This is a genomic window from Pseudomonas sp. AP19 (genome assembly GCF_001728855.1).
GTDB classification, from domain to species: Bacteria; Pseudomonadota; Gammaproteobacteria; order Pseudomonadales; family Pseudomonadaceae; genus Aquipseudomonas; species Aquipseudomonas fluorescens.
In genome coordinates, this window is record NZ_LXJP01000082.1 from 1 (window position 1) to 22,544 (window position 22,544).

Annotated in this window: 20 protein-coding genes and 1 pseudogene; 11 read left to right on the forward strand and 10 right to left on the reverse strand. The window is 54.9% G+C overall.

Features of this window, described 5'->3' with window-relative positions:
• The coding region (locus A7D21_RS35990; RefSeq protein WP_171902660.1) for a hypothetical protein at window positions 1–475 on the forward strand (475 nt) is incomplete at its 5' end.
• Window positions 476–623: 148 nt separating this feature from the next.
• Here A7D21_RS35990 and dnaB (A7D21_RS31700) read toward each other — a convergent pair.
• From dnaB (A7D21_RS31700) to A7D21_RS31725, 6 genes are all read right to left on the reverse strand, one after another.
• Window positions 624–2,021: a replicative DNA helicase gene (gene dnaB / locus A7D21_RS31700; protein ID WP_069553618.1), complete on the reverse strand. Its 1,398-nt coding sequence runs from the start codon at window positions 2,019–2,021 to the stop codon at window positions 624–626.
• A gap of 73 nt (window positions 2,022–2,094) precedes the next feature.
• Window positions 2,095–3,618 (reverse strand): replicative DNA helicase, encoded by a 1,524-nt coding sequence (dnaB, locus tag A7D21_RS31705; protein WP_069553619.1) that lies wholly within the window; start codon window positions 3,616–3,618, stop codon window positions 2,095–2,097.
• 296 nt (window positions 3,619–3,914) lie between these two features.
• Entirely contained in the window at window positions 3,915–4,094 is a 180-nt protein-coding gene (locus A7D21_RS31710) for a hypothetical protein (protein WP_069553620.1), read from the reverse strand.
• Window positions 4,095–4,105: 11 nt separating this feature from the next.
• Window positions 4,106–4,468, reverse strand: a complete 363-nt coding sequence (locus tag A7D21_RS31715; protein ID WP_069553621.1) for a hypothetical protein — start codon at window positions 4,466–4,468, stop codon at window positions 4,106–4,108.
• An 11-nt stretch (window positions 4,469–4,479) separates the two neighbouring features.
• Window positions 4,480–4,845 carry a hypothetical protein gene (locus A7D21_RS36390; protein WP_256556924.1) on the reverse strand — a complete coding sequence of 122 codons (366 nt, stop codon included), beginning with the start codon at window positions 4,843–4,845 and terminating at the stop codon, window positions 4,480–4,482.
• Between the two features lie 124 nt (window positions 4,846–4,969).
• Entirely contained in the window at window positions 4,970–6,172 is a 1,203-nt protein-coding gene (locus tag A7D21_RS31725; protein WP_371859249.1) for a DUF4942 domain-containing protein, read from the reverse strand.
• A gap of 363 nt (window positions 6,173–6,535) precedes the next feature.
• Here A7D21_RS31725 and A7D21_RS31730 point away from each other — a divergent pair, with 363 nt between their 5' ends.
• Together A7D21_RS31730 and A7D21_RS31735 are read left to right on the forward strand one after the other, a co-directional pair.
• Complete coding sequence (locus tag A7D21_RS31730; protein WP_069553622.1) at window positions 6,536–8,674, forward strand: ATP-dependent endonuclease; 2,139 nt, start codon at window positions 6,536–6,538, stop codon at window positions 8,672–8,674.
• Window positions 8,674–10,458, forward strand: coding sequence for a UvrD-helicase domain-containing protein (locus A7D21_RS31735; protein WP_069553623.1), 1,785 nt, complete (start codon window positions 8,674–8,676; stop codon window positions 10,456–10,458). Before A7D21_RS31730 ends, A7D21_RS31735 begins: the two co-directional genes overlap by 1 nt.
• Window positions 10,459–10,494: 36 nt before the next feature.
• Here A7D21_RS31735 and A7D21_RS31740 read toward each other — a convergent pair whose 3' ends face one another.
• Window positions 10,495–10,794 carry a hypothetical protein gene (locus A7D21_RS31740; protein ID WP_069553624.1) on the reverse strand — a complete coding sequence of 100 codons (300 nt, stop codon included), beginning with the start codon at window positions 10,792–10,794 and terminating at the stop codon, window positions 10,495–10,497.
• Between the two features lie 263 nt (window positions 10,795–11,057).
• Between A7D21_RS31740 and A7D21_RS31745 the strand changes: the two genes are divergently transcribed.
• The 8 genes from A7D21_RS31745 (at window position 11,058) to A7D21_RS31780 (ending at window position 20,002) form a co-directional block, all read left to right on the forward strand.
• Entirely contained in the window at window positions 11,058–13,913 is a 2,856-nt protein-coding gene (locus A7D21_RS31745) for an FAD-binding and (Fe-S)-binding domain-containing protein (protein WP_069553625.1), read from the forward strand.
• Between the two features lie 3 nt (window positions 13,914–13,916).
• Window positions 13,917–15,494 carry a glutamate--cysteine ligase gene (gene gshA / locus A7D21_RS31750; RefSeq protein WP_069553626.1) on the forward strand — a complete coding sequence of 526 codons (1,578 nt, stop codon included), beginning with the start codon at window positions 13,917–13,919 and terminating at the stop codon, window positions 15,492–15,494.
• A gap of 144 nt (window positions 15,495–15,638) precedes the next feature.
• Complete coding sequence (locus A7D21_RS31755) at window positions 15,639–16,031, forward strand: VOC family protein (protein ID WP_069553627.1); 393 nt, start codon at window positions 15,639–15,641, stop codon at window positions 16,029–16,031.
• 214 nt (window positions 16,032–16,245) lie between these two features.
• Window positions 16,246–16,806 (forward strand): twin-arginine translocation signal domain-containing protein, encoded by a 561-nt coding sequence (locus tag A7D21_RS31760; protein WP_069553628.1) that lies wholly within the window; start codon window positions 16,246–16,248, stop codon window positions 16,804–16,806.
• Between the two features lie 12 nt (window positions 16,807–16,818).
• Window positions 16,819–18,387: a GMC family oxidoreductase gene (locus A7D21_RS31765; protein ID WP_069553629.1), complete on the forward strand. Its 1,569-nt coding sequence runs from the start codon at window positions 16,819–16,821 to the stop codon at window positions 18,385–18,387.
• Window positions 18,384–19,178, forward strand: coding sequence for a hydroxyacylglutathione hydrolase (gene gloB, locus A7D21_RS31770; RefSeq protein ID WP_083272281.1), 795 nt, complete (start codon window positions 18,384–18,386; stop codon window positions 19,176–19,178). Before A7D21_RS31765 ends, gloB begins: the two co-directional genes overlap by 4 nt.
• Before the next feature lie 118 nt (window positions 19,179–19,296).
• Entirely contained in the window at window positions 19,297–19,584 is a 288-nt protein-coding gene (locus tag A7D21_RS31775; RefSeq protein WP_069553630.1) for a cytochrome c5 family protein, read from the forward strand.
• 118 nt (window positions 19,585–19,702) lie between these two features.
• On the forward strand, window positions 19,703–20,002 hold the full coding sequence (locus A7D21_RS31780; protein ID WP_069553631.1) for a ribbon-helix-helix domain-containing protein: 300 nt from the start codon (window positions 19,703–19,705) through the stop codon (window positions 20,000–20,002).
• A gap of 85 nt (window positions 20,003–20,087) precedes the next feature.
• On the opposite strand, the gene A7D21_RS34895 is transcribed toward A7D21_RS31780, so the two are convergent.
• The 3 genes and pseudogenes from A7D21_RS34895 to istA all read right to left on the reverse strand — a co-directional run.
• The gene (locus tag A7D21_RS34895; RefSeq protein ID WP_083272282.1) at window positions 20,088–20,843 is read right to left on the reverse strand and encodes a substrate-binding domain-containing protein; all 756 of its coding nucleotides are present in this window, start codon (window positions 20,841–20,843) and stop codon (window positions 20,088–20,090) included.
• Window positions 20,830–21,633, reverse strand: coding sequence for an IS21-like element helper ATPase IstB (istB, locus tag A7D21_RS31790; protein ID WP_069553633.1), 804 nt, complete (start codon window positions 21,631–21,633; stop codon window positions 20,830–20,832). Before istB ends, A7D21_RS34895 begins: the two co-directional genes overlap by 14 nt.
• A pseudogene (gene istA / locus A7D21_RS31795) lies at window positions 21,626–22,544 on the reverse strand (IS21-like element ISPpu27 family transposase); the annotation flags it as partial. The gene istB and the pseudogene istA, both read right to left, overlap by 8 nt.

Below are 22,544 nucleotides of genomic sequence, written 5' to 3' on the forward strand. Positions count from 1 at the left end.
TGTATTCACCTCACCGGATGGTGTTGGCCACACAATGATCGTCGGTGGCAGCGGCAAAGCCAAAAGCGCTTTGCTGATGGCAGAGGCACGTAGACGCGGCATTTCTTATGAAGAGCTACTGCAACCAAGTCCCGAGCACATCGAAGACGATTGCGAAAGTGAGCCGATTTCTGAAGCCCAGGAAGAAAAGTGTTTGGCTGCCGTTTGTGAGGCTTACTGGACCAACTCTCCTTCGGATTCAACCAGCTTGCAGCAACTGCACGATATTTTGGTAGTCACCGAGCTTTCCGAAGAGCCGACATCTGAACAGGTCAAGGCTTTGCTATTACTTCTCCCAGCTCACATCGTCGGCCAAGGCATTGCTTGGGGCTTTGAAGACACGGATGTTCGAGACCAGATATACGAGTATGTGGTCGCAAACATGGCCGCGGTTACTGCCGCCATCCTTGTAGGTCAGCAAGAAGCCGAGAGTTAGGGGAGTTAAGCGATGAGAGCTTACAGGGGGGTAAGTCCCTGTCTCAGGAAGCTTTCCAAGGCACTAGTATTAGTAAACGCTGAGCCCCTGCAATTATGGGGCTTAGGTCGTAGGAAGAAGCAGAAAGGGTGCTTACTCAAGAACCCGATTACTCATCATCGTCAAAGTTATAGCTGCCTGGCGCCAGATTCTCAAAGCGTGTGTATTTACCGATGAAGGCTAGGCGGACAAAACCGATTGGGCCGTTACGTTGCTTGCCGATGATGATTTCGGCAATGCCCTTGTGTTCAGTCTCGGGGTGATACACCTCGTCGCGGTACACGAACATGATCACGTCGGCATCCTGCTCAATCGCTCCGGATTCACGAAGGTCGGAGTTCACCGGCCGTTTGTTGGGGCGTTGCTCCAGGGAGCGGTTGAGCTGCGACAGGGCCACCACCGGGCAATTGAATTCCTTCGCCAAGGCTTTCAAGGATCTAGAGATTTCGGAAATCTCGTTAGTTCTGCTGTCACCGCTGGAACCTGGGATCTGCATTAGCTGCAGATAGTCGATCATGATCAGGGCGATATCACCGTGCTCACGAACTAGGCGGCGGGTGCGTGCTCGCATTTCCGAAGGGCTGATGCCGGCGGTGTCATCGATGAACAGCTTGCGGTCATTGAGCAGGTTGACCGCCGAGGTCAGGCGCGGCCAATCGTCGTCTTCCAGTTGGCCGGAACGCACCTTGGTCTGGTCGATGCGCCCCAAGGACGAGAGCATCCGCATGATCAGCGATTCACCTGGCATCTCCAGGGAGTACACCAGCACTGCTTTGTCGCTACGCAACACGGCGTTTTCCACCAGGTTCATCGCGAAGGTGGTTTTACCCATGGAGGGACGACCGGCGACGATAATCAGGTCGGATGGCTGAAGGCCGCTGGTTTTCTCGTCGAGATCGGTATAACCGGTGGAGATCCCGGTAATGGCCGCATCGGTATTGAACAATGTGTCGATGCGGTCGATGGCCTTGGTCAGCAGGTCGTTGACGCTGACCGGACCGCCGGTTTTCGGGCGGGCCTCGGCAATCTGGAAGATCTGCCGCTCGGCCTCATCGAGAATCTCGGCGGCCGTGCGGCCTTCGGGGTTGAACGCGCTGTCGGCGATTTCGGTGCTGATGCCGATCAACTGGCGCAGGGTGGCCCGCTCGCGGACGATCTGGGCATAGGCCTTGATGTTGGCCACGGACGGCGTGTTTTTCGCCAGTTCACCGAGGTAGCCTAGGCCGCCGACCTGGGATGTCTGGCCTTCCTTGTCTAGTTGCTCGGCAAGGGTCACTACGTCGATCGGTGAGTTCAGGTCGGCCAGTTTGGCGATGGCTCGGAAGATCAGGCGGTGGTCATGACGATAGAAGTCACCGTCCGAGACTTGATCCAACACGCGTTCCCAGGCGTTGTTGTCCAGCATCAAGCCACCGAGCACTGCCTGTTCGGCCTCTATGGAATGCGGCGGCACCTTCAGGGCAGCGGTTTGTAGATCGTACTGCTCGGGAGCGGGGATGTCGTTCATAATCACTATCTCATTTAGCTGAAACTGGCCTTTTACAAGCGATCCTTTCCGGGCCGCCACTGGGACATCAGAACTATTTCTTCGGACGTGAGGGAGCACGCCTGGTTTTGGATCGAGGGTTACTGCCTTTTACCAATTTATTGAGGCTGGCAAGCTGAGAGGCGGTCAAACGCCCAAATCGAGGGTGTTCGTCGACGATTCCTTCAATACCGATTTCAAGATCGGTGAAGTCATGAGTTCCAGGCACCAGGTTTTCGAAACGCGTGAACTCGTTGAGAAAATTAAGCCGACAGAACCCAGTTGGCCCTTCACGGTGTTTACCGATGATGATTTCGGCGGTCCCTTTGAATTTTGTGTCTGGGTGATAAATCTCATCTCGGTACACAAACATAATTACGTCCGCGTCTTGCTCGATTGCTCCAGACTCTCGTAAGTCGGAGTTCAGGGGACGTTTGTCAGGACGCTGTTCCAGAGACCGATTGAGCTGAGACAACGCTACGACTGGGCAATTGAACTCTTTGGCCAGCGCTTTTAGTGATCGCGAGATCTCAGAAATTTCACTGGTGCGGTTTTTACCGGTGGCACCTGGGATCTGCATCAGTTGCAGGTAATCGACCATGATCAGTGCGGGCTCGCCATGCTGGCGAACAATACGTCGTGTGCGAGAACGCATTTCTGACGGACTGATGCCTGAAGTATCGTCAATGAACAGCTTTTGATCATTGAGAAGATCAATTGCCGAAGACAGCCGGGGCCAATCATTGTCTTCCAATCGTCCAGAGCGAAGCTTGGTCAGTTCGACGCGGCCCAAAGAGGCCAACATGCGAAAAATTAGCGACTCTCCGGGCATTTCCAAAGAATAAACCAGCACAGGTTTCTCGCCCTGGAGCACCGCGTTTTCGACAAGATTCATCGCGAAAGAGGTTTTACCCATCGAGGGTCGACCTGCGACGATGATCAGATCCGCAGGTTGAAAACCGTCAATCTTCCGATCCAAGTCGCCAAAGCCTGAAGATAGGCCTGAAATAGTGTTCGCTGACTTTGAGCGAGCATCGATTTTCTCTTTAGCCCTGGTCAGGAGTTGAGAAACGCCTGTAGGGCCACCACGTTTTTGACTTGTGGTGACGAGCCTGAGAACGCTGCATTCTGCGTCTTCAATCAATTCGGCGGCGGACCTGCCTTCAGGCCTCTGCGCGCTCTGGTATATGTCCTCGCATGTCGTAATGATCCTTCTAAGCTTGGCACGCTCCCTGATAAGTCTCGCGTAAGACTCGATGTTTGCGGTGGACGGAGTGTTGGCCAGAAGCTCCTTCAAGTATTCGATATGCCCAGGCCGATCAGCTTCAGGATCACTGTTGATATGGTCACGGAGGGTGACGATGTCGAAAGCGACACCACGATCAGCAAGAGTGCTGATTGCGCGAAAGATTTCCCGGTGATTCGAGATATAGAAATCGTCGACTGCAACCAGATCAGCCATCGACTCAAACGTAGAATTGTCCAGCAGCAACCCACCAAGAACAGCTTGCTCGGCCTCAATTGAGTGAGGCGGAATACGCTGCGATCCTGTGGGCGCGTCGGTGGTGAGTCGGGTCATCAATATTTCTACTAGTCGGTGCCGTCAGAGGCCGGAGAATGTATTCAACGATTTAGATTACTGCGTACTCTGATATTGCAACGGGAAAATTTGGAAGCAGTGGTGTATTAGGGGAATTTCCAATGATTCGTTGCTGCATTGGTAGAGCGGCCTGGTCTGACGTTTGATTTCCATCTGACGGCATGTCCATCGCTGGCAATCGGTACTCCAGACCGCTCTCCAATGCAGCCCCGTAGGGCTGTTCGGATAGCCCCACCGTATACGGCAGGGCTTTGGCGTTATTGAGCAGAAGCTTCCTATGCGTTGAGAGCAGAACTGACCAGCTCACGTGCGTGGGCGGTATCTGAGGCGTAACCCTCGCTAACCAGCCATTCGCAGGTATGGGCCACGGCAGAACTGTTCACTGCGGCCTTGATTGTGCCAATCAGCCGTTTGTTGAGTCCACCGGGCTGAACAATTTTGTTTTTTGCTTCCACGGTCCGGTTTCCTATGCTTCTGGGGTAGCACGGCGCTGTGCTTCGATCTGCTGATATTGAAGGGTATCGATTCCCCCGCAGCGCTCGATCAAAGCCATTTCTTTGCAATTCGTACGCAGCTCTTCAAGCGTTATTGTTGAGTCGTCATCCACAGGGTTGTAACCCACTGTTTTCTCGTACCACGCCGCAAGCTGTGCTTGGTCCATGCTATCGAAATCAATATCCAGCACAGCACGAGCTAAATGCTTTGCATCTGCGAGCGCAGCGCTGTCACACGGGTTTTGGTCCAACCAGCTTTCAGCTGCCAAAGCTTTCAGCGCCGAGAACGCATTTAATTCGACTAAATCCCTGAATTGTTGCTTAGGAATGATCATTTTGACATCCTTTAGCATTGGGCTGCTGTGAGAATCTTGGATGCAGTCTGTTGTGCATCCAGGCCTATGCTCCACGATTGCTGCATGTACAACGGCTGCGCCTCCACGACGCCTGATGCATCGGAGCGACTAACTTGCAGGGCCTCAGCAACAACCTCGACTACTTCACCTTCCCACGCAGTGTAGCTAAGCCTGTACTGCAACTTAAGTACCCCAACCGCATGCATCACGTTTGGCTTATCAATGACTTGTTGAATCGCCAGGGTGATGCCTTCGTCGTCAGTTTTTTTCCCGCTCAAAACGGCTAAAGTTTGGCGCACTTTTTCTTCGGTCATTATTGCTGCACCAGGCGCTGCGCTTAAGTGAAACACGTTCATGGGTTTTCCTTTCTTGGTCAGTTGTAATTGGCGATCACGCAAATTCAAGCCGTCGCCAATTTGACGAAATCATCTCATCACAAGAAATAATGCAAGTTTGTAAGCGTATCCCTTGGAGGAGCAGCTATCGCTTCCGTGCTACCAAGATGACGACCGAAACTGTGGTACCGGCGAAGGCGTTATCGATCACGAGTGACCATTCCAAATCGAACCCAGGAAGAATGTCCTTGTTTCTCGCACTGGCGGGCAACACGGCTGTAACCTGTCCGCCTTCGGTCAGTAGGCCAGCAGCCGCGGACAGGTGCGAACTCCAACGTCCTTCGCTAAATGGCGGGTTCATTACAACACGGTCGAAACGGGCAGTTGTTGAGCTGGCCCAATCAAGAAAATCAGCTTGGGTAACGTCGAAGCCCTTTGCTTCCAGCACCTTACAATGCAGGTCACTGATCTCTACGCATCGCATTCTGTCCTTCGGCATGTGATCGGCTATGCCACCTATACCAGCAGAAGGCTCCAGGCAAGTATGCTCTTCGCCGATGTTCGCCAGCTCGACGACCATGGTAGCTAGTTCATCTGGGGTCGGATAGAACTGATGAGCCCGCTGGTCTGGCACACAGCCAGATACGATAATCTCATCAAGCGCATCGCGCGGACTGAACTCGAATTCAAACCAGACGTGCGCGTTCTTGTTGTGGCGCACCCCTCCTATCATGGCAAGAACCTTTTCGGCTTCAGCCTGTACAGTTTCACTGCGATCGCCGTAGTCGAACTGAAGGGCATGAGGGTTAGCAGTCAGCGGATGCCGCGGCTCCTCCCAGCGGTCGTATCGCACCGGTTTGTTTGGTTCTGAGCGCATCTTGTACAGCATGGTAATCACCGCGAATGGCAGCGGACGACCGAATACTTTGTGCCGTTTGCCCTTGGCATTTGGTTTAGTGCGGAAGCTGGTGGGAATAGCCGCAGGGTATAAGCTGGCTAGCACCGCATTAAGGCGCCAAGCCATGTCCGGATGCACTTCAATATGGCAGGTGCCTTTCTTGTACATTTTCATGCGTAGGGTGCCGCCATCAACCTCATACCACTCTCCAGTGCGGCGCCGGAATACCTCCAGCAGCGGACCCGTGTCGCCGTGGTGAGGCTCCTCGCGCCCCATGAACTTTGCAATGACGCAACGCAGATCATTAAGGTATCCCGCACGCTCGTAATCAATGGTGTCGTAGCTGGTGATCATGTTCGCAACGATCATTCGTTTACCGAAGGCAGCCGGGCTGTTTGTCACGTGCTCACCCGTATCACCTACCCACACAGACATTGACATCTCACCCATTCAGCCAATGATGGCGTCCTCCGCTAAATTGCCATGAGGACATTGACAGTCAATCGGGGCCTCGAAGATTGACAGATGTGAGCCGAGCCGAGACTAACATTGACAGCCTCTGAGAGCGAAAAGGTTGGAGTGCGATCATGACATTGACATTTACAGCCAACCAGGCTGGATGGCAGTACGAGAATCCTGCTAAGCGAACGGCGGGAGGGATTGCATAAATATGAGCTATTGCGGAGCAGCGCAGTCGCTGCGCCTATTGGTGGCCGCCTGCAAGCGGTTTCTGTGGGAATACGATGCCCCCTCACGCTACGATCGTTCACAAACGGACAAGGCTGTTCATGGGCGCTGGCGCTCTGGAGAATTATGCACATTTCCAAAATGACTTTGGTGAACTACCGAAACTTCAGCAACACAACGCTGAAATTTCAGAGGGGCGTCAACACCATCATCGGCGAGAATGGCTCTGGTAAGTCCAATGTCCTACGCGCAATCCGTCTGCTATTGGATGACACTATGGTGCGTGCCGCCTATCGACTGGAGGAGTCCGACTTCTGCCGATCGCTCGGCGAATGGCGAGGCCACTGGATCATCATCAGTGTTGAGTTCGAAGAGATCAGCGCTGACGAAGCCGTGCAGGCGCTATTCCTTCATGGCACGGCTGCGCTCGAAGGCGGACCGCTGGCGAAGGCCACCTATAACCTCATCTTCCGTCCGAAAAAGGAAATCCGGCTCAAGCTGGCTGCTCTCGATGTTTTTGATGATGAAAAGCTTACGAAAATACGCAATGCCATCACGATTGACGACTACGAAACTATGTTCACAGGAAGAAGCGGCGCCGATTTCAGCGACCCTTCCGTCTACCAATCGATCGTGGGCGATTTCGATACGTGTATTTTCAGTGCCGAGACTGAATTTCCTGAGATCGGGGCTAAAGTCCCCGGATTTCTCTCGGTTACGAAAGAAGTGTCACTGACCTTCATCCAGGCTCTCCGGGATGTCGTGGCCGAGTTTCACAACAACCGAACGAACCCGTTGTTTACGCTTCTCAAGAGCAAGAGTGGCGAGATCGATCCAGTGTCAATGCTTCCCATAACCGAGATGGTCAGGAACCTGAATGCCTCTATCGAAGGCCTCGAAGATGTGCAGTCGGTTCGTAACCACATTCGGGAAACCATCAAGGATGCGGCCGGAGAAACCTACTCGCCTGCTTCCCTTTCGATTAAATCTGACCTACCAGACGAAGCAGAAAAATTATTTCAGTCGCTGCGCCTCTTCGTCGGCGAGGCCGATGACGGGTATGAGGGTGGTATCCATGAACTGAGCTTGGGCGGAGCAAACCTCATCTACCTGACGCTGAAGCTTCTTGAGTTCAAGTATCAGCGAGAGAAGCTTGCCGTTGCCAATTTTCTGCTGATAGAGGAGCCCGAAGCGCACATCCACACCCACATCCAGAAAACTCTGTTCGACCGTATTTCCTACAGCGATGCCCAGATCATCTACACGACGCATTCGACCCACATCTCCGAAGTGAGCAATGTGAGTAACGTCAACATTCTGGGACGGCAAGGCTCATATTGCGAGGCTTATCAGCCCGCTACGGGGCTCGAGCCATCAGAGGTGAGAAGCATTCAGAGATATCTGGATGCCGTTCGTAGCAATTTGCTTTTCGCTAAAAGCGTGCTGCTCGTTGAAGGCGATGCGGAGGAGATACTGATCCCAATCTTGGTGAAGAAGGTGCTAGGGCTGAGCGTTGATGAGCTGGGTATTAGCGTCATCAACATACGCAGCACGGGGTTCAAAAACGTCGCGGTCCTTTTTCACGATCTCCGAATCCGCAAGCGCTGTGCGATAGTGACTGACCTTGATACCACCTTCTTTGATGTGACGCCGCATCCCACTGACCTTGAATTTCTGGCAAGCAAGAAGCGCAAGGCGATAGGGTCCCAAAAAGCTGGCGCCGAACGCAAGGTTGGCCTCGATGCCTTTATCGCTGGAAACCCTTGGATCTCGGCCTACTATGCACCACACACCTTTGAAGTTGACCTCGTATCAGCGGGCAACGAGGAAGCGTTTGTTCGAGCAGTGAGCAAGATCTATAAAGCGCCGCACACTATCAATGAAGCGGTGGAAGCCCTTCGATCAGGTCAGCCTCACCTAGTAGGTTTTCGTGCACTGTTGATGGCTGAGCATGAGGGGAAAGGCTGGTTTGCAATCATGCTCGCCGAAGAACTGGACCATCAGGTAGCGATCCCTCCCTACATCCTGCAGGCCATTCACTTCGCGCATGGGCACATATCCCCTCCGCTGCTCGCCAGAATCCTACAGTATCGAGTTGCCCGCCAAATCCACGCCGATCCTTCAGCACAGCCGCGACTAGCACTCCTGAGGGGTGAGGTTGAGCGTTTCCAACGCGGCGAAATCGATCTGGTTTTCCTAAAAGCAGCTGTCGCCCTTGCGCTACCAGGCGATGCCATTAGTTCGTTCATGGCAGGCATTGCCTGATGTTCGCCTGGGATCCCCGTGAATTGAACGCCGAGCAGTCTGCCGCAGTCGAGGAACCTTCGAGCGTATTCCTCATCGCATGCCCTGGTAGCGGAAAAACGCGGACTTTGACCTATAAGATCGCTTATGAGCTTTCGCGGGCCACGGACAAGCGGATTGTCGTGGCGATTACTTATACGCACCGCGCAGCAGATGAAATTCAGGAGCGCATTGAAGATCTCGGTGTTGACACGTCAAAGCTGTGGATCGGGACCATTCACTCATTTTGCCTCGAGTGGATCATTAAGCCATACGGCATCTACCTCCCAGAGCTTTCCCGCGGCTATCGAGTCCTAGACAAGCACGACCGCGAACTCATGCTCGATAGGCTATGCGCGCCCTACGCAAAGATCACGCACTGGGATTGCGATTACTACTTCAGCAAAACGGGCTATCACCTAGGCTGCAAAGATGCTTGGAAGCATGAGACGCTTCATAAAATTCTTGGTAAGTATTTTCGCGAGCTCGCCGAAGCGCGTCAGATCGATTTCGAGCTGATCCTTTGGTATGCGCAGGTCCTGATGCATGATCAAAAGCATATTGCATCACTTCTCGCTTCAGTCTTCTCATATGTCCTGGTAGACGAGTATCAGGACACGAAGCAAATTCAGTATGGCCTTCTTACCGCTATTTTGCGTGCCGGAGCGGGGCGAACGAAGACCTTCATCGTCGGCGATCCAAACCAAGCTATCTACGGCTCCCTCGGTGGCTACGCAGTTCCGGTGGCTGATTTGCGTGCCGAGGCTGGAATCCCGATAAGAGAAATGGCGCTTACTCGGAATTACCGTTCGAGCAAGAGGATCATTTCCCACTTCTCGAATTTCAACGTTTATCCGACATCAATTGAGAGCGCGGGATCGAATGCGTCGTTTCCAAGCAAGGTTTCGTACAACCAGCACGTAACACTCCCCAATTTGCATGACGAGCTAGTACGACTGATCCAAGCAAGCCTTGCTGCCGGGCATCCTCCTGAGGAGATCTGCGTGCTCGCCCCATGGTGGATTTTATTGGCATCGACGACGCGCCAATTAGTAAGGATGCTTCCGGATCAGCAATTTGACGGCCCTGGCCTAGTCCCCTTTAGCAACGATATAGACAACTTCTGGTTCAAGGTTTCGAAAATCATCCTGACTGAGTCATCGCCGAAGATGCTTGTTCGTCGCATGCGATGGGCCAAGGATGTGATCAGCGACCTGGGTGATTTGGGCGTCGATACATCACGTCTGACACAGCGGGTCCTATTGAGGGAATGCAACTCAATTTCAATCTCCGAGACGGATGGGATTGCTTACCTTGACCAAGCCTTCACCGCGTTGCTTGAACGACTCGGCGTAGCCCTTAATAGCTTCCCCGCATTAGTGGAGCACCGCGATGCGTTCTTTCGCAGCTCACAATCTCGGATCGACAGGCTCCAAAAGGACGGAGCCCCGTACATAAACGATATCTCTTTCTTCAGGAAGGTATTTCGCGAGCGGACTGGTATCACCGTTTCGACGATCCACGGGGTAAAAGGTGCCGAGTACGATGTGGTCATCGCGTTCGGCCTTCTTCAGGGGATGGTTCCTCATTTCACTGAGGCTGCAAGCTTGGATGCCGCGAACAAGCTCCTCTACGTCGTAGGTTCCCGTGCCCGCAAGAATCTACATTTGATTTCTGAGAGCGGACGTCCCCAAGGTCGCTATGGGCACTATGCGGCTACAGAGGCACTATTCGCATGTGTCTTTGACTACGACGCAGCCGAGTAGCATCCCGCCAGGCCGGTTGAATCGCCCCTAGTTTCGTCAATGGTGTATCCGCTGCGAAATCACCCCCAACTTGACCACGCGTTTGCGTTCGACCTGACCACCCACCATGAACACCAACAGCGTCGCGCACAGCGGCATCAGCGCCAATGGGAAGCAGCCAGTCTGATCACGCAGCACACCGATGACGGAGCTCATGGCGCCAGCGCCCAACTGGGCAAATGTGTTGATCGCCGCACTCCCGGTGGCCAGGGTCGCCGTAGGCAGAGTGTCGGAGCACAGAGCCCAGAACGGCCACTTGATCGCGTAGTTACCCATCAATACGAGCGACAGCAGCACTGCCGTAGTACCAGGCTATTACCCAACCGCTGCGCGATTCCGGCATGATTTTGAACATGGATCATGACCCTACCTGCAATCGCCCTTCAATCTCTCTAGAACCGGCTAATTGCCGTGTTTACACCTGAGCCGCCAAAGGCCCGGTGTTCCAAGCAATGCGAGCGAAGATCGATAAAACAATCACAAAAATTCAGGCCGACTCACCGATGGGCTTGTTCCCATTGAGATGAGTCATCGGCCTGCCCCACTTCGCCGGAGGATCTGTGAGCTTGCCTATCAGATTTCGTGAAGCTGTAAATACAATAATTCCGCGTGCGCGGCGATTCGATGACGAGCTGTCCACCTTGGCTTTCGGCACCGATGCCAGCTTCTATCGCCTGATTCCGCAACTGGTGATTCGCGTCGAGTCAGAAGACGAAGTGGTGGCGCTGCTGCAACTGGCGCAGCGCGATCAGGTTCCCGTGACCTTCCGCGCGGCCGGCACCAGCCTGTCCGGGCAAGCCATCAGCGATTCGGTGCTGATCGTGCTTGGGGATAACTGGAACGGTCGCGAGATCCGTGACCAGGGCACACAAATCCGTCTGCAACCGGGGGTGATCGGCGCACAGGCCAATGCCTGGCTGGCGCCGTTCGGGCGCAAGATCGGCCCGGACCCAGCGTCGATCAACGCCTGTAAAATCGGCGGCATCGTCGCCAACAATGCCAGCGGCATGTGCTGCGGCACGGCGCAAAACACCTACCACACCCTGGCGGGCATCCGTCTGGTGCTGGCCGACGGCAGCCGTCTCGATACCGAAGACGCTGCCAGTGTCGCGGCGTTTCGGGCCAGTCATGGCGACCTGCTGGAGCGTCTTGCGACCCTGGGCCGCGAGACCCGCGCCAATGCCGAACTGGCCGCGAAAATTCGTCACAAGTATCGTCTGAAAAACACCACGGGCCTGTCACTCAACGCCCTGGTGGATTACGACGAGCCTGTGGATATCTTGAGCCACTTGCTGGTGGGTTCCGAAGGCACTCTGGGCTTCATCAGCGCGGTGACCTACGACACGGTGATCGATCACCCGAACAAGGCCTCGGCGCTGATCGTGTTCCCAGACGTGGAAACCTGCTGCAACGCCGTCACCGTGCTCAAAAGCCAACCGGTGTCAGCGGTAGAATTGCTGGACCGCCGCAGCCTGCGTTCGGTGCAGAACAAGCCCGGCATGCCCGCATTCGTACAACAGCTGTCGAACAATGCCTGCGCCCTGCTGATCGAATCCCGCGCGGCATCTTCCTCGTTGCTGCAGGAACAACTGGCGCAGATCATGGCGTCACTGTCCGCGTTCCCGGTAGAGAAACAAGTCGATTTCACCGAAGACCCGCTGGAAAACGCCCGGCTCTGGGCGATCCGCAAGGACACCTTCCCCGCCGTCGGCGCGGTGCGTAAAACCGGAACCACGGTGATCATCGAGGACGTGACCTTCCCGGTGGAACAACTGGCCATCGGTGTGAACCGGCTGATCGAGCTGTTCGACAAACATCACTACGACGAAGCGATCCTTTTCGGGCATGCACTGGAAGGCAATCTGCACTTCGTCTTCACCCAAGGCTTCAACAACCCGCAAGAAGTCGCACGCTACCAGGCGTTCATGGACGACGTGGCGCAACTGGTGGCTGTCGAGTTCGGCGGTTCGCTCAAGGCCGAGCACGGTACCGGGCGCAACATGGCACCCTTCGTCGAGCTGGAATGGGGCAGCGACGCCTACCAGTTGATGTGGCAGCTCAAGCGCCTGCTCGACCCCAACGGCATTCTCAATCCGGACGTGGTGCTCAGCGAAGACCCGCAGATCCACCTCAAGCACCTGAAACCGCTGCCGGCCGCCGACGAGATCGTGGATAAGTGCATCGAATGCGGCTTCTGCGAACCGGTTTGCCCCTCCAAAGGCCTGACCTTGAGCCCGCGCCAGCGCATCGTGATCTGGCGTGACATCCAGGCGAAGAAACGTGCCGGGGTCGATACCCGCGAACTTGAAGCTGCGTATGAATACCAGGGCATCGATACCTGTGCCGCCACCGGTCTTTGTGCGCAGCGTTGCCCTGTGGGAATCAACACCGGCGAGCTGGTGAAAAAGCTTCGCGGCCTACACGCCACCCATAGGAAAACCGCCAACTGGCTGGAAGGTAATTTCGCCACGGCGCTTCAAGGTGCGCGTTTCACCCTGCACGTGGCCAATGGCGCACGGATGTTGCTGGGTGCGCCACGCCTGGCAAAGTTGTCGGCAACGCTGACCCGCTTGTCCAAAGGCCAGGTCCCGCAATGGACCAACGCCATGCCGCAGCCGGAAAAGGCCATTCGCTTCAGCCCGACGGTGAGCGACGAACGCCCGCGCGTGGTGTACCTGGCCGCGTGCGTTTCACGGGCCATGGGGCCGGCGGCGGGCGACAAGGAACAAATGTCGCTGTACGACAAAACCTGCGGCCTGCTGGAAAAAGCCGGTTACCAGGTGGTCTTCCCGGACAACCTGGACAACCTCTGCTGCGGCCAGCCGTTTGCCTCCAAGGGCTATGCCGAACAGGCCGAGCACAAACGCCAGGAACTGATCGGCGCCCTGCTCCACGCCAGCCGTGGCGGACTCGACCCCATCTACTGCGACACCAGCCCCTGCACCTTGCGCCTGGCCCAGGACCTGGGCGATGTGCGCCTGAACCTGTACGACCCGGTGCGCTTCATTCGTACGCATTTGATGGATCGACTGGACTTCACGCCGCAGGACGCGCCCATCGCGGTGCACGTCACCTGCAGCACCCAGCACCTTGGGGAAAGCCAAGCGTTGATCGATCTGGCGCGCAAATGCAGCAACAACGTGGTCATCCCCGAAGGCATTCATTGCTGCGGGTTCGCCGGCGACAAGGGTTTCACCACCCCCGAGCTGAACGCACACTCGCTGCGCACGTTGAAGGACGCCGTGCAGTATTGCAGCGAAGGCATCTCTACCAGCCGCACCTGTGAGATCGGCTTGAGCCAGCATGGCGGGATCGATTATCACAGCCTGGTGTATCTGGTGGATCGCGTGACCCGAAAAAAGACCGGAACAGCAGGACAACCGGTCTCATCAACCCAACTGTCTGCGCAGGAATGACCCTTGAGTGATCTTTTGTTTCGTCGACAAAGGCTGCTGGCGCAATCGGCCCAATACGACCTGTTGAGTCAATGCCTGAGAGGGATTGAGCGTGAATGTTTGCGCGTGGATTGCGAGGGACTTCTTGCACTGACACCGCACCCTGCCGCACTGGGTTCGGCACTTACCCATCCGCAGATAACCACCGACTACTCCGAATCTTTGCTGGAATTCATCACTCCGGCCACGACGGGGGCAGTGGAGTCCTTGGCCTGCCTGGAGGAGATCCACCGATTCGCTTGCAGCAACCTTGAAGGGGAATACTTGTGGAGCCAGTCCATGCCATGCCCCCTGCCGGAAGAAGAAAACATACCGATCGCCTTTTACGGCACTTCACATACAGGGCAGTTGAAATATCTTTACCGCAAAGGATTGGCCTTGCGCTATGGCAAAAAAATGCAGTGCATTGCCGGCATTCATTACAACTTCTCAATGCCCGAAGCGCTCTTCGCGCTTCTGCAACGAGAGGAAGGTAATACACAGCACCTGCAGGATTATCAGTCAGCGTGCTACATGGCCTTGATTCGTAATTTCAAACGCTACAGCTGGTTGCTGATATATCTGTTCGGCGCCTCTCCAGCGGTGGAGTCCAGCTTTCTCAAGGGAAGCGCTCACTCACTCGAACGGCTTGATGAGCACACCCTCCACCTGCCCTTTGCCACCAGCCTGCGCATGAGCGATCTGGGTTATCAAAGCCGAGCGCAATCCGACCTCAATCCGAGTTATGACACCCTTGGCAATTACATAGAAATGTTACGCCGTGCGGTCTCCACTCCCCATCCAGCCTATGAGGAAATGGGGACTCACCAGGCGGGCGAACGGGTGCAGCTGAGCACTCACACACTGCAGATTGAAAACGAGTTCTACTCCATTATCCGCCCCAAACGTGTGACAGATATCGGCGAAAGACCGCTTCAAGCGTTGTTGTCACGGGGCATTCAATACGTGGAAGTGCGCTGCCTGGATATCAATCCATTTATGCCAGCGGGCATGAATCTTGTCCAAATACGCTTTCTCGATGCGTTTCTGTTGTTTTGCGCGCTGCAGGATAGTCCGCTACTGGGCAGAGATGAGCAACTGCATGCCGATCGGAATTTCCTCAAGGTCGCCAAAGAAGGTCGTCGACCTGGGCTGCAACTGCTGAGGGAAGGACAGAACATCGAATTGAAATCCTGGGCTTTCGACTTGTTGGAGAACATTCAGCCACTCGCTGCGTTACTGGATCGTAGCCAGGCTGGAGACCTCCATACCGAGGCCGTCCAATCACAGCGAGACAAGGTCGAAAACTGCACCCTGACACCTTCGGCACAGGTGCTGGAGGCGCTGCGAAAAGGAAAATCGAGCCTGGCACGGTTCGGCCTTTTTCAGAGCAAACAACACGCCGAATACTTCAAGGGCCTGGCCGGCCACGAACAGTCGAATCTGGAGACGCTGAGCGTCACCTCAAGGCTGCATCAGCAAGCGCTTGAGCGAGCCTCCATAGGCGAGTTCGACGCCTATGTCCAAACCTACATCAGTCGTATTTCCCAGCTCCACGCGTGATCATTTTCAAGGGGCACAGAAATTCTGTGCCCCTGTAAAAACGTAGTAATCCTCTATTACCCACTCGGGCCATGTTCGCCTCATCATGAAGTGGAATGTGCTTGACCCATAATCCAAGAATTCAAAAAAACGCAGGTAGATGGAATGGCAAAATTTATTCACACCATGATTCGCGTGGGCAACCTCGACCAATCCATGAAGTTCTATCAGGACGTGTTTGGGCTGAAAGAAACTCATCGCCTGGAGTTCGATGATTTTTCCCTGGTCTACCTGCGAGATGTCGAGAGCGGCGCAGAAATCGAACTGACCTGGAACAAGGGACAGAGCGAATACACCCATGGTAGCGGCTACGGTCATTCCGCCTTTGTCGTCGAGGATCTGGACCTGCAGTTCAATCGGCTGCTTGATCTGAATTTGTCACCGGCCCCCATCAAGGAATTTAAAAGAGATGGCGTTTTGCTCGCACGATTCTTTTTCATTCAGGATCCCGATGGATACAAAATCGAAGTATTACAACGGGGTGGTCACTACCAATAGAGAAGTTCGAGCATCGAAATATCGATGGTCTGGGCACCTGCCAGCTCAGAACCCTCTAGATGGTTTTACTTTGCAATGCGAATGTTTTCTTAAAGCAAACGTCTGATTGGATTGGACTGATGTAGTAACTCGTTCTTACCTCTCCCATTAGACCTCACTCCATGATTCGACCGTGACGCTGTCACTCCTTATAAAAATAAAAAGGAGACATTTCATGCAAGACGTAAAAATCAACCGTCGCCGTTTTCTGCAAGGAAGCGGTGGGTTGCTGCTGGGCACGCTCCTATTCGGCTCCGGCCCCATCGCCCTGCTGGCTCCCAGCCGCTCATGGGCCATGGAAATGAATACCCTGAGCAGCGATGTTGCGGCGAAGTTACTGCTGGTGATCCGCCGTATCTACCCCCATGACCGTATGGAAGATGCTGTCTACGCCTTTGCAGTGAAGGCGCTCGACGAGCGTGCATCTACCGATCCCTCCGTGCGCCCCCTTCTTGATAAAGGTCTTTCCGACTTGGATCGACTTGCGGGTGGTAATTGGTCAAGCCTCGATGAAAACAGACAAGTCGACCTGCTTGAAGAAATTCAACATTCCGACTTTTTCGTTTTGGTTAGAAGCACCTCGGTAAATTCGCTGTACAGCAATGAGCTGGCTTACCAGCATTTTGGATACGAAGGCGCCTCCTTTCCTAAAGGCGGATATCTGATGCGTGGCTTCAATGATCTGAAGTGGCTGCCTGCCGCTCCAGCAGACGCCAGCCCCAGCGCTTTTTCTTGAGGAGTAACGAACATGACAACCTACAGTTTTGACGATGATTCGGTAGTAGTAATTATAGGTTCCGGTGCAGGTGGCGGGACCCTCGCCAACGAGTTGTGCCAAAAGGGTGTACCGGTCGTTCTTCTCGAAGCGGGTGAGCGTCAATCCTCAGCAACCTTCATCAATGATGAATGGCCTTCGTTTCAACAGCTGTCCTGGGGCGATACCCGCACCACGTCGGGCTCTTGGCAGATTGCCAAGGACTTCCCCAATCTACCCGCGTGGATCTGCAAAACGGTGGGTGGCACCACCACTCACTGGGCCGGAGCCAGCATCCGCCTGCAAGAACACGAGTTTCGGGCACGACAGACTTACGGCGAAGTAAAAGGCGCCAACCTGCTGGATTGGCCATTGACCCTGGCTGAGCTGGAGCCTTATTACACCCGTGCCGAGGACAAGATGGGCGTCACTCGCACCAACGACATTCCTGGGCTCCCAGGCAACAATAACTTCCAAGTGATGTACAACGGTGCAATGAAGCTCGGTTATAAACATTGCTCGACTGGACGCATGGCCATCAACAGCCGCGCCCGTGCAGGACGCGCGCAATGCATGCAACTCGGGTTCTGCTTTCAGGGCTGCAAAATGGGGGCGAAGTGGTCAACGCTCTACACCGAGATTCCCGCCGCCGAAGCGACTGGCAAGCTTGAGCTGCGAACGCAAGCCCATGCGGTTCGTATCGAACATGACGCAAAGGGACGTGCCAGCGCCGTTGTGTACGCCGATGCAAAGGGTCAATTGCACCGGCAGAAAGGCCGCATCATCGCGATAGCGGGCAACGCAATCGAAACACCCAGATTGCTCTTGAACTCCTCCAGCACCTTGTTTCCGCACGGATTGGCCAACGGATCAGGCATGGTTGGCAAACATTACATGCGGCACACCACCGGCTCTGTTTTCGCCGAATTCAGCGATCCTGTGCACTTCTACCGAGGCACGATCATGGCAGGCCTGATCAGTGACGAGGTGCATTTCAATCCTGACCGCGGCTTTGTCGGCGGCTACGAAATGGAAACCATCTCTCTTGGGCCATCGTTCATGGCGGCATTTTTCAAACCTGGTGCCTGGGGCAAGGATTTCACCCGAGTTATGGACAATTACACTCACCTTGCCGGCATGTGGCTGGTGGGCGAAGACATGCCTCGTGAGAGCAATCGCATCACATTGAGCGATAACACCAAGGATCGTTTCGGGATACCAGTGGCCAACGTTCACTACGACGACCATCCCAATGACATTGCCATGCGTGAACACGCCTTCAAACAAGGCAGCGCGGTATACGAAGCAGTTGGCGCGCTCAAGACACACCGGGTTCCGCCTTACCCTTCCACCCATAACATGGGCACGTGTCGCATGAGTCTCAAAGAGGCGGATGGTGTCTGCAATAAACACGGACAGTGCCATGAGGTGCCAAACCTGTTCATCTCGGACGGGAGCCAGTTCACCACCAGTGGCGCGGAGAATCCGACCCTGACAATCGTAAGCCTGGCCATTCGACAAGCCGACTATATTGCCGAAGCCCTCAAGGCCAAGGCAGCATGAAGGCGCAAAAAACAGGCGGCATGGAAGTCCTTGAGTTAAGGGCTTTCACCGACAATTACATTTGGCTGCTGCTCAACCAGGAGGAGAAGCGCTGTGCTGTCGTTGATCCAGGGGATGCGCAACCTGTCATCAACTGGTTAAACGAGCATCCGCAATGGACGCTTAGCGATGTGTTGATCACACATCACCATAGCGACCATGTCGGCGGCATTGATGAGCTCAAGCGACAGTACAACGTCAGGGTAATAGGGCCGATACCGGGGTCGATTCCAGGTCTAGACCTGGTCGTGGGCGACATTGATGAGGTCAAGGTGCTCGGACATGTTGTGCGTGTCATTGCCGTACCAGGACACACCTTGGATCATGTCGCCTTTTTCCTCCCCGGCGAACAAATCCTGTTCAGTGGCGACACATTATTCGCTGCAGGATGTGGTCGGCTGTTCGAGGGCACCGCTGGGCAGATGCTCGACTCCCTGGAACGGCTGGCGGCATTGCCCGACGCCACGCGCGTCTATTGCGCACATGAATATACCTTGGGGAACTTGCACTTCGCTCAGGCCGTAGAACCCGACAACAAGCAGATAGCCGATCGCTTGATTGAGGTGGTGTCAACACGGGCTCGGGGGGCATGCACCCTGCCATCGGCGATTGGCCTTGAAAAGACCACCAATCCGTTTCTACGAACGTCTGTCCCCGCTGTTCGAGCGGCATCGCAAAACCATGCGCAGGCGAGCATTGAAACACCAGCCGCCTGTTTGCAATCGTTGCGCGAATGGAAAAACAACTTTTAGTCCATCAACAAGCTTGCCTCTGCGGGCTCGTGACTACCCTGCGCTCTCATTGATTACGAATGGGTAGTTAAGGTCCGAGAGGGTGTGTCGAAAATAAAAACAATGGATGAGATCAACGATGAACAAGATTCTGGTAGCTGCCTTTTTACTCGTGATATCGAGTGCCCATGCGGCTCAAGAGCCGGAGGCAGTTTTCAATCGGTCATGTGCCATGTGTCACAACGGACAATTGCCTATAGCGCCCAAAAAGGGTGATCAAGCCGCTTGGAAACCTCGCCTGGACAAGGGTCCGGATGTACTGCTCAAGAACGTCACCGAGGGGCTGAACGTCATGCCGCCTCGGGGGCTGTGCATGGACTGCAGCCCGGAAGACCTGGCGGCGGTCATTGCCTGGATTTCGAAATGAGTCTGTTGTGCAGAGGCAATACTGCAACCTGACTGGATCGCCAAGTGTAGTATTGACCTATTACCCCTTTTTGACTGAAGAGGGAAATAATCCAGCTTTTACCGGGTAGGGCCTCAAAATGTGCGAGCTGTATATTAAAGCCGATCCAATACTGTACGAATCTCGGTCACGCTCGTTGCGTATACACGGCTTGATCACGACTCTGCGACTGGAAAACCAGTTTTGGGACATCCTCACAGAGATGGCCGCTGGGGAAGGCCTGACCACCAACCAGTTGATCACCAATCTCTATGAGGAGATCACCAAAGCTCGCGATGAGGTGGTGAACTTCTCCTCATTCCTGCGGGTTTGTTGCACTCGATACTTGGCTCAACAACGCAGTGGCGCCCCTCTTAAGCTGGTAAACCGCAGCGCCTGATTTTCAGCGATCGACATGGGCGCTGCGGGCTATCTTGTTCAAGACAACAAGGGGTGATTCAAGCCGAAAGTCAGTTGATAGTCGTCTAGCCTTTGCTCGGCAGTCCAAGCGTCGTGCCGCGCTCGACTATCCTGGGCTGCACCGTGGCTGTGTGCCTATGTGGCAATTCGTCCACAAGCGCCAACGCCCCGGCAACCAGCTCGGTCATGTTTTGGTCGAATGTGGTAACGTTGTGGCTTCGCCAAGCGGTCATCGGAATGTTGTCGTAGCCGATGATCTGTACGTCCTCGGGCACTCGAAGTTTCCACTCATGGCGGATGGCATCGATAGCCCCAAAAGCCACCAGGTCATTGACGCAGAAAATCCCGTCGGGGATGACCTCGGCATTGCGCATAGCCAGCGCCCCTTGATAGCCCTCTTCGTAACTGAACCCGGCAACACTGCACAGCGGCGTGCTCAACCCGATGCGCAGCGCCTCTTCGAAAAAGCCTTTCTGCCGCTCATTCTGAGGCACGCTTTCTCTCCCGGCCAAATAGGCTACCTGTGTGCAACCCCTTTCCTGAAGAAATCTTGCGGCACTCGCGCCTGCCCCAAAATTATCGGATGACACAGCACCGATGAACTCCCCTGCTATGCGGGAGTTCAGTGTGACAATAGGGTGTTGGCGCTGATTGAAAACTGACCCACCCTGCCGATTGAAAATTGACCCAGGGCGGATTGCTGATTTTGTCCCAGCAATTGTGAATAAGCTTAGCAACAGTGTTCCGGTTGAACTGTCATCAGGCCCCACCGCATAACGGCATGCGGCAGGGTGTTTACGGTGCAGATCAAAACGGTTCATCGTCCTCGATATCATCCTCGTCCTTACGCTTTCGTTCGCGTGATTTGATCTTTGTCTGCGCGGCCAGCGTGCTGTGTTGCAGGCGGTAGGACTCGTTGCCCGTTTCGACGATGTGGCAGTGGTGTGTCAGCCGATCCAGCAACGCAGTGGTCATCTTGGCGTCACCAAAGACGCTCGACCATTCCGAGAAGCTGAGATTGGTCGTGATGACCACGCTGGTGTGCTCGTACAGCTTGGATAGAAGGTGAAATAACAGGGCACCACCGCTCTGGCTGAAGGGCAAATACCCCAGTTCATCGAGTATCACCAAGTCTGTTCGTAGCAGCCCTTGAGCAATTCGGCCCGTCTTGCCGTCGTACTTCTCGCGCTCCAGTAAATTGACCAGATCCACCGTGGAGTAGAAGCGCACGCGTTTGTGATGCGTCGTGATCCCGGACACGGCCAAGGCGGTGGCCAGGTGTGTTTTGCCTGTTCCAGGCCCGCCGATGAACACGACATTCTGCGCGGTATCGGTGAACTCCAGGTTGGACAGATCCCTGACTAGGCGGGCGTCTGCGCTGGAAGCGCTGAAGTCGAAACCGGCCAAATCACGATGCATAGGGAGTTTGGCCATGTTCATCTGGTGGTTCACTGAGCGCACCGCGCGATCCGCATGTTCTTGTTGGAGCAGATGCTCAAGCAGCCATTTCGACGAGGTCGTTGAGGACTCGCCTTGCGAGGCCAATTCTTCCCATGCGCTGGCCATGCCATGCAGACGCAGTTCTTTGAGTTCCGCCATAAGATCACGCATTGCGAGTCTCCTCATCGGTGGTACGAAGCCGGTCGTAGCGCGCCGTATTGGCGACAGGCGCTATCTTGAGTTGCAGGCTGGTTTCGGCGGACGGAGGGGCTGCTGTCGATGTCAGTCGAGCCAGGACATTCAGGATGTGGTCAGCACTCAAGCTGCCTGATTCAAGTACCAACTCCACAGCCACCAATACGGCATCGAGCCCGGCGATGGGAACAGCCGCCAGTACCTGCGTCATGACTCGATCACCATTGGTGTGACGCCTCAGTCCGCGTTTTAGCAGCTGCAACGGCTTCGGCAGATCGGCAAACGGAGCGCCATTGCGCAGCGCTCCGGGCTTGCGCTCGATAAGCGGGATGTAATGCTGCCAGTCAAAACTGACCTGATCTCGATCAAACAGGCGCTCATGACTGGCAATCGTCGTTTCATCGGCGATGACAACTACCCGGGAAGGATACAGACGGCTGCTAACCCACTGGCCGACCCGCTCACACGGTACCGAGTAGCGATTTCGCGCCACGCTGATCAGGCAGGTGCTGGAGACCCGCACGGTGCGCTCGACGTAACCATCAAAGGCGGTGGGCATCGGCATCAATTCAGCGCGTTCCAGCTCCAGGACGTCTGCCACTGTCAGCCCGTTGTACTGCGGATGCATCAGCTCGTCCCAGAGCGCACGGCAGCGTTGGCCGAGCCAGGCATTCAGTTCCTCGAAGGTGTGGAACATGCAGTTTTGAGCATCGAGCCAGATGCGCCGTCGACTGTCTTGGACGTTCTTTTCAACGATGCCTTTTTCCCAGCCGGAGGCCACGTTGCAGAAGTCAGGATCAAATAAATAGTGCGCGCACATCACGGAAAACCGGGCATTGACCGTGCGGCCTTTGCCCTTGTTGACCTTGTCGACAGCGGTCTTCATG

Excerpts from the sequence above, each read along its gene's own strand:
- dnaB (WP_069553618.1), bottom strand. The coding sequence starts at position 2,021 with ATGAACGACATCCCCGCTCCCGAGCAGTACGATCTACAAACCGCTGCC.
- dnaB (WP_069553619.1), bottom strand. The coding sequence starts at position 3,618 with ATGACCCGACTCACCACCGACGCGCCCACAGGATCGCAGCGTATTCCG.
- A7D21_RS31715 (WP_069553621.1), bottom strand. The coding sequence starts at position 4,468 with ATGATCATTCCTAAGCAACAATTCAGGGATTTAGTCGAATTAAATGCG.
- A7D21_RS36390 (WP_256556924.1), bottom strand. The coding sequence starts at position 4,845 with ATGAACGTGTTTCACTTAAGCGCAGCGCCTGGTGCAGCAATAATGACC.
- A7D21_RS31725 (WP_371859249.1), bottom strand. The coding sequence starts at position 6,172 with ATGGGTGAGATGTCAATGTCTGTGTGGGTAGGTGATACGGGTGAGCAC.
- A7D21_RS31730 (WP_069553622.1), top strand. The coding sequence starts at position 6,536 with ATGCACATTTCCAAAATGACTTTGGTGAACTACCGAAACTTCAGCAAC.
- A7D21_RS31735 (WP_069553623.1), top strand. The coding sequence starts at position 8,674 with ATGTTCGCCTGGGATCCCCGTGAATTGAACGCCGAGCAGTCTGCCGCA.
- A7D21_RS31755 (WP_069553627.1), top strand. The coding sequence starts at position 15,639 with ATGGCAAAATTTATTCACACCATGATTCGCGTGGGCAACCTCGACCAA.
- A7D21_RS31760 (WP_069553628.1), top strand. The coding sequence starts at position 16,246 with ATGCAAGACGTAAAAATCAACCGTCGCCGTTTTCTGCAAGGAAGCGGT.
- A7D21_RS31765 (WP_069553629.1), top strand. The coding sequence starts at position 16,819 with ATGACAACCTACAGTTTTGACGATGATTCGGTAGTAGTAATTATAGGT.
- gloB (WP_083272281.1), top strand. The coding sequence starts at position 18,384 with ATGAAGGCGCAAAAAACAGGCGGCATGGAAGTCCTTGAGTTAAGGGCT.
- A7D21_RS31775 (WP_069553630.1), top strand. The coding sequence starts at position 19,297 with ATGAACAAGATTCTGGTAGCTGCCTTTTTACTCGTGATATCGAGTGCC.
- A7D21_RS31780 (WP_069553631.1), top strand. The coding sequence starts at position 19,703 with ATGTGCGAGCTGTATATTAAAGCCGATCCAATACTGTACGAATCTCGG.
- A7D21_RS34895 (WP_083272282.1), bottom strand. The coding sequence starts at position 20,843 with ATGAACCGTTTTGATCTGCACCGTAAACACCCTGCCGCATGCCGTTAT.
- istB (WP_069553633.1), bottom strand. The coding sequence starts at position 21,633 with ATGCGTGATCTTATGGCGGAACTCAAAGAACTGCGTCTGCATGGCATG.